The following is a 6,086-nucleotide window of genomic DNA, read 5'->3' as shown; positions in this document are numbered from 1 at the left end:
GCCCGCCCCACGCACACCACCCGGCCGCCCGCCCGCGCGAAGCGCGCGAGGACGGCCGCGGCGGACGCGTGCAGGGCCCGGGGGCCGGGCAGCACCACCGTCCGGTACGTCTCGGCGCCGAGCGTCAGCGCCGCCCCGTGCGCGTCCCGTCCGGCCCGGGCGCGGGCCAGCGTGCTCTCGTCCAGCACGTCGTGGTCGAGCCCCGCGTCCTCCAGCACGCCCGGCCGCTCGGCGAACCACGTCCCCACGCCGTTGAGCCGGTGGTAGAGCGCCGCCGCCTCGCGGGCGGGCGGCAGGGGCCCGTCGAGGGTGAGGTAGGACTGCGCCGTGGTGGTGGGGGACAGCAGCACGGTGTCGCACACGTGGCGGCCCGCGGTGAGGACCGAGCACAGCCGCGCCACCGCCCGCGCGAACACGTGGTAGGCGGGCCAGTAGGGCTGCCGCCAGCAGGTGGACGGCGGCGCCCACTCCCACCAGCCGCCCGGCGTCGCGTAGTAGACCGCGTGCGGGTCGTAGAGGTTCGCGCCCCGCCGCAGGAACGGCGAGAGCCAGTCGTAGGTCTCCTCCAGCGTGCCGCCCCAGCCGGAGGAGTGGAACGCCTCGATCCAGGTGCGCGGCTCGCCGTTCGCGTGCGCCATCGAGCTGTGCACCTTCGCGTCGCCCCAGTGGTCGCTGCCCGGCGCGCCGTAGCCGCGGTGCGTGGCGTGGTAGTCGCCGTACACCTTCACCCCGCCGACGGGGTCGCCCTCGCGGGCGGGCGAGGGCTGGTCGAAGCCGCAGATCAGGCCGTGCCGCTCGAAGTAGGCGCGCTGCGGGCCGAAGAACGCCCGCTGCCCGAGCCGGGCGCGGTGCTCCTGGTAGTCGCGCCGCACGCGGGCCGCGTCGTCGTCGCCGTCCTCCCACAGCGCGGACAGCCGGGGCACCAGGTCGTAGCCGTACGCGGCGGCGAAGCCGGCCGCGAAGTCCCGGCCCCAGGTCGGCAGGGCGGGCAGCTCGTCCTGGAAGAAGCCGCCGATGGACCGGCCGAACCACTTGCCGACGGCCCGTTCCAGCGTGCCGTGCACCTGGTCGAGGAGGGCGGCACAGGCCTTCGTGCCGAAGTAGTCGAAGCCGCTGACGCCGCTGTGCACGAGGGTGAGGCGCGCCGGGGGCCCGTCCCAGCGCGCCGCCCCGCCGGCGTCCACGGGGACGGGCACCGGCCGCGCGCGGGGCGCGCCGCCGTGGGGTACGGCGTACGCGCCCAGCACGGTGTGCCCGGCGGGCGGACGCACCACCGCGGGCCCCCCGTCGGTGCTCGCGGTGGTGCGGTACAGGCCGAGTCCTGCGAACTCGGGGTCGCGGGCCGTCAGCAGGCCCTGGAAGTTGGCGCCGGAGAAACCGATCTGGTCGTACATCCACAGCGTGAAGCCGAGCTCCGCCGCGTCGGCGCACGCGCCGTCGAGGAGCGTCAGCCACTCCGGGCTCAGGTACGGCGGGTCGTCGGCCAGCGAGCCGAACATCGGTCCGGTCGGCGCCAGGCAGATGACGACCGCCTGGGTCACCTCCTGCCCGATCAGCAGCTCCATCTGGGCGCGCAGCCGCTCCCGGGTCACCGGTGCCCCGCTCCACCACCACAGCGGCAGCGGTCCGTACCGCGGCGCCGGGTCGGTGAAACGGGCCAGGAGCCGGGCCGCGGGGCCGGGCGCGGCCGGGACGTCGCTCACGGGCGGGCCTTTCCGTCGTGCAGGCGGTGCGCGGTGCGGGTGGCGGCCGCCGGGCGGGCAGCCGCCGGACGGCGGCCGGGCAGGCGCCGGCCGCCGTGAGTGGGCGTCAGCCGGCCCGTTCCAGCTGGATGCTGTCGAGCGGCTTGCCCACCGTGTCGGGCATGAAGAAGAACCCGACGCAGCCGCTGACGACCAGGAAGCCGCACAGCAGCCCCGCGACCGTCGTGATGCCGGCGCTCGCCAGATGCGGCACGTAGTAGCTCCACACGCCGAGGCACGCCCGCGCCACGCCGAAGGTGAAGCCCTGCGCCGTGCCCCGCAGCATCGTCGGGAACAGCTCCTGGCTGACGGTCTTGTAGAAGGCGTCGCCCGCGAGCGACGCGCCGACCCCGAACAGGAACGTGTTCAGCAGGATCGTCGGCACGGTGAACGGGAAGATCAGGAACAGCGCGTACGCGGCGATCTGCATGATCGCGCCCGTCGCCCACAGCTGCTTGCGGGTGTGGTGGTTGCGGTCGCTGAGCGGCATGTAGACGAAGACGGTCGCGACGATGCCGATGCCGAACCCCGCGCAGGACAGGGCGACCGAGACCGTCTGGTCGCCCGCGCCGAGGTTCTTGACCATGTACGGGGTGAACAGCCCCGCGGTGCCCGCCGCCAGGCCCTGGAAGACGTAGAAACTGCCGGTCCAGCTCAGGGCCTTGAACTGGGCGCCGCGAAACAGCGCCCCCACCCGCGCCCTGCTCGCGGCGCCGCGCTCGGCCGCCGCCTTCCACATCGCGGACTCGGTCATCCCCCGGCGCATCGCCCACGTGACGATCGCGACGCCGACCAGGTGGAGGAAGACGATGCGGATGCCCAGCAGGTTCAGGTGCGAGAGCGCGAGGGCGAGGAGCAGCACGATCATCGGGCCGATGTTCCAGGCGACCTGCGTCAGCCCCAGCAGCTTGCCGCGCGCCCTGACGGGGGAGAACTCGCCGACGAGCGCCAGGGAGGTCGGCACGTCGGCGCCCACCGCGACGCCCACCACGAACGTCCCGAGGAAGAGCATCCAGGCGTTCACCGACAGGGCGATGAGCAGCACGGCCGCCGCGTACACGAGCAGGTCGTACTGGTAGATCCGCTTGCGCCCGAGCTTGTCGCCGAGCCGCCCGCCGATGAACGAGCCGACGGCGGCGCCGATCGCGTTCGGCCCTATGGCGGCGAGCGCCCCGATGCCCGTCAGGCCCGAGTCGGCGAGGTGGAGGCGCTCCTGGAACAGGGCGAGACCGGAGCCGATCGCCACGATCGACCCCGCGTCGAGGTAGGACGCCATGCCGGCGAGCGCGGACCACTTCCACTGCTGGCGGCTGATGCCGCCCTCCTGGACGCCGCCCTCGACCGCCACGTCCTCGGCGGAGCTCCCGGCTGTGCGGCCGCCGGGTACCGGCTGTCCCATGCTGCGGCTCCTCGTCGTAGAACGTTCTCCAACCAAGGGGAGGCCACCGTAGGGCCGCTCGCCCGTTCGACGTCAAGACACGTGCGTAAGGTTGTGGAACGTTGCCAGAAAGCAGGGCTGTACCCGATTGCGGGCGGCCGGAAAGCGGAGGCGGGCCAATGCACCCGGTCGGCGGCGGGCGCCGAGTGACGATCACCGATGTGGCACGGCATGCGGGCGTATCCACGTCGGCCGTCTCGAAGGTGCTCCGGAACGCCTACGGCGTGAGCGACGCGATGCGCGAGCGCGTCCGCGAGTCGATGGACGCGCTCGACTACCGCCCGCACGCGGCGGCGCGCGGCATGCGCGGGAGGACGTACACGATCGGCGTCCTGCTGGACAATCTGCGCAACGCGTTCTTCGCCGACATCCTCGACGGGGTCACCGAGCGCCTGCGCGGCACGGACTACCAGATGCTGCTCGGGGCGGCCGGCTTCGGCGCCGAGGACCAGCGCAGGCTCGCGCGGGCCATGGTGGACCGCCAGATGGACGGCCTGATCCTCATCGGGCCCGGCTTCGACCGCCACGAGGTGGTGGGCGCCGCCGCCACGGTGCCGACCGTCGTGATCGGGCACCACGACACCTCCGACGCGCACGACTCGGTGGTGGACGCGGACGCCGAGGGCGCCGCGCTGGTCGTCGGCCACCTGGTCGGTCTCGGCCACCGCCGCATAGCCCTGACGTCGGCCCACGGCAACGAGGGCTCGGGCTGGACGGGCACGCCCGAGCGGGTGCAGCGACGGGGCTACCTGGAGGCGATGACCGGGCACGGCCTGGCCCCGTACGCGCGCGTCGCGACGACGGCGTACTCCGAGGAGGGCGGCTACCGCGCGGGCATGGAACTGCTGGCGGCGACGCCGCGGCCGACGGCCGTCTTCGCGGGGGCGGACGTGGCCGCGATGGGGGTCTTCCGCGCGGCGCGCGAACTCGGCCTGCGCATCCCGGAGGACGTCTCCCTCGCCGGCTACAACAACACGGCGGTCGCGGCGATGTCGCCCGTGCAGCTGACGAGCGTCGACCAGGCCGGGGGCCTGATGGGGGCGACGGCCGCGCGGCTGCTGCTGGAGCGGATCGAGGGGCGCGGGCGCGCGGTCACGGTGTCGGTCTCGCCGAGCCTGGTGGTCCGCAGGACGACGGGGCCCGCGCCGCGCTGACGGAGCGGGCGGGACGGGGGCCGCACCCGCGCAGGCCGGGCCGCGCCGCGGACGTCGGGTGCGCCGCGGGCCGGCCGGCAAGGGCGGTTTGCGCCGCAACCACCGAACAATCTGGCTGAGTTCGAAGAAATTCCGGATCGTGCGATGTGGGCGGGCGCCGGATGGAGCAGAGTGTGCACGTTCGATCACCGACACCGTGCACACGAAAGGCTGTCATGGCTCTGTCACGTTCGGCTCGTCGTACGTCCCGCTGGCTCGCCCTGGCGACCGCCGTCGCCTCCGCGTTCGCCATCGCCGCCGCCCCCGGGGCCTCGCCCGGCGCCCCCGGCATCGGCGACCCGTACTTCCCGGACCTCGGCAACGGTGGATTCGACGCGCTCCACTACGACCTGGGGGTGTCCTACAACCCGGACAGCGACGTCCTCGACGGGACCACCACCCTCACCGCCGAGGCGACCCAGAACCTCAGCTCGTTCGACCTGGACCTGCAGCAACTGACCGTCGACTCCGTGCGGGTGGACGGCCGCCCGGCGCACTTCACCAGAACGGCCGACGAGGTCGTCATCACCCCCGCCAAGCCGCTGAAGAAGCACCACACCTTCAAGGTCGGCCTCGCCTACCACGGCATACCGCAGGCCCTGAGCGGGCCGATCGTGTTCGGATCGCAGTACGGGTGGATGAAGACCGCGGACGGCGTCTTCGTGGCCTGTGAACCGAACGCGGCCTCCTCCTGGTTCCCCTCCAGCGACCACCCGAGCGACAAGGCGACGTACGACATCCGCATCGACGCGCCCAAGGGCCTGACGGGTGTCTCCAACGGCCGCCTCGTCGACTCCGGCACGAAGAACGGCCGCGCGCACTTCCACTGGCGCGAGTCCAAGCCGATGGCGACCTACCTCGCGACGGCCACCATCGGCACGTTCGACGTGCGGCAGGGCCGCACGCCCGCCGGCACGCCCATCTACGTGGCCACCGACCCGGTCCTGCCGAAGGGGTCGGTCGACGTCTACCAGGTGACCGCCGAGGCCACGGACTACTGGAGCAAGCTCTTCGGCCCGTACCCGTTCGAGGAGACGGGCGCCATCGTCGACGACATGCCCCAGGCCGGCTTCTCCCTCGAGGTGCAGTCGAAGCCCGCCTACTCGGCCGTGCGCAGCGAGTCGACCATCGTCCACGAGCTGGCCCACCAGTGGTTCGGCGACGACGTCTCGGTCGCCCAGTGGAAGAACGTCTGGCTGAACGAGGGCTTCGCCACCTACGCCCAGTGGCTGTGGGACGAGCACCGGGGCACGCACACGACGCGCGAGGACTTCGTGAGCGCGTACAACGCGCGCCCGGCCACCAGCGGCTTCTGGGGCAGCAAGGTCGACGACCCGCAGCGGGACACCATGTTCGGCGACGCCGTCTACACCCGCGGCGCGATGACGCTGGAGGCCCTGCGCGAACGCATCGGCGACAAGGCGTTCTTCAAGCTCCTGCCCGCCTGGACGGCGGCGCACCGCTACGGCAACGGGACGACGGAGCAGTTCGAGGCCCTGGCGGAGAAGGTCTCCCACCAGGACCTGGGGGACCTCTTCCGCACCTGGCTGGAGATGCCGGGCAGGCCGGCGCTCCCGTAACCCGGATAGGCGCCGAGCCACCTCGCGGCGGGGCGCGCTCCCTCGCAGGGCCGCGTTCCGGCGCGGTACCGGGCGGCGCCCGGTGAGCACCGCACGGGCGCCGCGGGCGTCCCACGCGCCCCGCCTCGCGCAC

The 6,086-nt window shown here is 73.3% G+C and carries 3 protein-coding genes and 1 pseudogene; 2 read left to right on the top strand and 2 right to left on the bottom strand.

Translation table 11 applies throughout. The features are described from left to right. Both L1885_RS21710 and L1885_RS21705 read right to left on the bottom strand, forming a co-directional pair. Positions 1 to 1,703 (bottom strand): annotated as a pseudogene (locus tag L1885_RS21710) (glycosyl hydrolase); the annotation flags it as partial. A gap of 106 nt (positions 1,704 to 1,809) precedes the next feature. Next, positions 1,810 to 3,141 carry an MFS transporter gene (locus L1885_RS21705; protein WP_235798841.1) on the bottom strand — a complete coding sequence of 444 codons (1,332 nt, stop codon included), beginning with the start codon at positions 3,139 to 3,141 and terminating at the stop codon, positions 1,810 to 1,812. A 200-nt stretch (positions 3,142 to 3,341) separates the two neighbouring features. Between L1885_RS21705 and L1885_RS21700 the strand changes: the two genes are divergently transcribed. Next, the gene (locus L1885_RS21700; protein WP_308117372.1) at positions 3,342 to 4,334 is read left to right on the top strand and encodes a LacI family DNA-binding transcriptional regulator; all 993 of its coding nucleotides are present in this window, start codon (positions 3,342 to 3,344) and stop codon (positions 4,332 to 4,334) included. Positions 4,335 to 4,549: 215 nt separating this feature from the next. Then, positions 4,550 to 5,953: a M1 family metallopeptidase gene (locus tag L1885_RS21695; RefSeq protein ID WP_235798839.1), complete on the top strand. Its 1,404-nt coding sequence runs from the start codon at positions 4,550 to 4,552 to the stop codon at positions 5,951 to 5,953. The last annotated feature ends 133 nt before the right edge of the window (positions 5,954 to 6,086 follow it).

The organism is Streptomyces fuscigenes (assembly GCF_021556455.1).
GTDB classification, from domain to species: domain Bacteria; phylum Actinomycetota; class Actinomycetes; order Streptomycetales; family Streptomycetaceae; genus Streptomyces; species Streptomyces fuscigenes.
The sequence above is the reverse complement of the archived record's forward strand: the minus strand, read 5'-3'. Positions and strand labels throughout refer to the sequence as shown.